1 protein-coding gene is annotated in these 1062 nt (G+C 47.2%); it reads left to right on the forward strand.

Annotated features, from left to right (window positions below; translation table 11 throughout):
- Positions 1 to 208: 208 nt before the first annotated feature.
- Entirely contained in the window at positions 209 to 607 is a 399-nt protein-coding gene (locus BSG20_RS39160; RefSeq protein WP_177309942.1) for a RolB family protein, read from the forward strand.
- Positions 608 to 1062: the final 455 nt, after the last annotated feature.

A 1062-nucleotide genomic window follows, 5' to 3' on the forward strand; every position in this document is an offset into this window, starting at 1 on the left:
GTCCAATAAGGAAGAGAGCCCCTCTCTATATAAGCTTCATTTCGTCAGTGCATTCACCACACAATCAACTCTCCTCTGTTTCCATCCTTACTCTCACTATTTCATCCTACTATCTCTCTCGGCGAGTATGAACACAGTTTGGGGCGGCGAGTGTCCGTTGTACCGCGGCCGAACACTCGAGCTAGTCGATCACATTAGGTTTGCGTTCATGGAGCGTGTCCCGCCGAATCCAAGAATCCTGTATGTCTATATGCCGGCCGACGTCGCCAGGAACTGTCTTCAGCAAGGAAACCTGGATCCCGTACCGCCCCACCTACGGTCGAACCTGGGGATGGTGGTGGCGCTTGAGATCCCGCCGTATGACACCAATATCCGTCGTCGAACTGTGGCGCAACAATACCGAAATGCTCTATGCAACCCCAGGCCTGACGACATGGATTTTTTCGTCGCTGTTCCCCACAGCTCCCGATGGATCGCTGGTGGCATGGCTGCTCCTAGTGTGTATCAGCGTGCTTTCGCTACGAGGCATCATCGTGCAGCCGAGGGCGTTAGAGATGAGGTGGTGCTAATTGGGCCGGCTCTGTTTCGTAGGGATGCGGGAAACTAGCGGGATACGAGTTCTGCTGGACCTGGCCAATGTTGAAGTTCAAAACCCTTGCTTTGATTGTGTACTGTCTATCTTGTCTGTTTTCATTTAGCTTTACGTCCGTCTCGTTTTCTGGCTATATTATCTGTGTTACCGTTGTTATTATTTTTCTTTGTTTGTTGTTATTTCTCGTTTTGGCGCCAACGGCGTCATATTGTTGTACTGTTCTTTGAATTCAATAAATTCCGGGCCAGGTTGTATGTACATATTCTTTTCTAATTGCATTTAGACTAGTCTTTTTTATGAACGACTGTACGCACAGTTATCTGCACTGAGACGTGGCACTAACAAGCATCATAATATCGTCTAACTCATGCATAGCACAACGCATAACCTAATATCGCCAAATTCGTATACTTAGTAATTTACTGCTAGGCAGCAATATGTTTAATGTTGTTGTTTTGTCCAGTGATCTT

This window comes from Rhizobium tibeticum (genome assembly GCF_900110205.1).
Taxonomy (GTDB): Bacteria; Pseudomonadota; Alphaproteobacteria; order Rhizobiales; family Rhizobiaceae; genus Rhizobium; species Rhizobium tibeticum.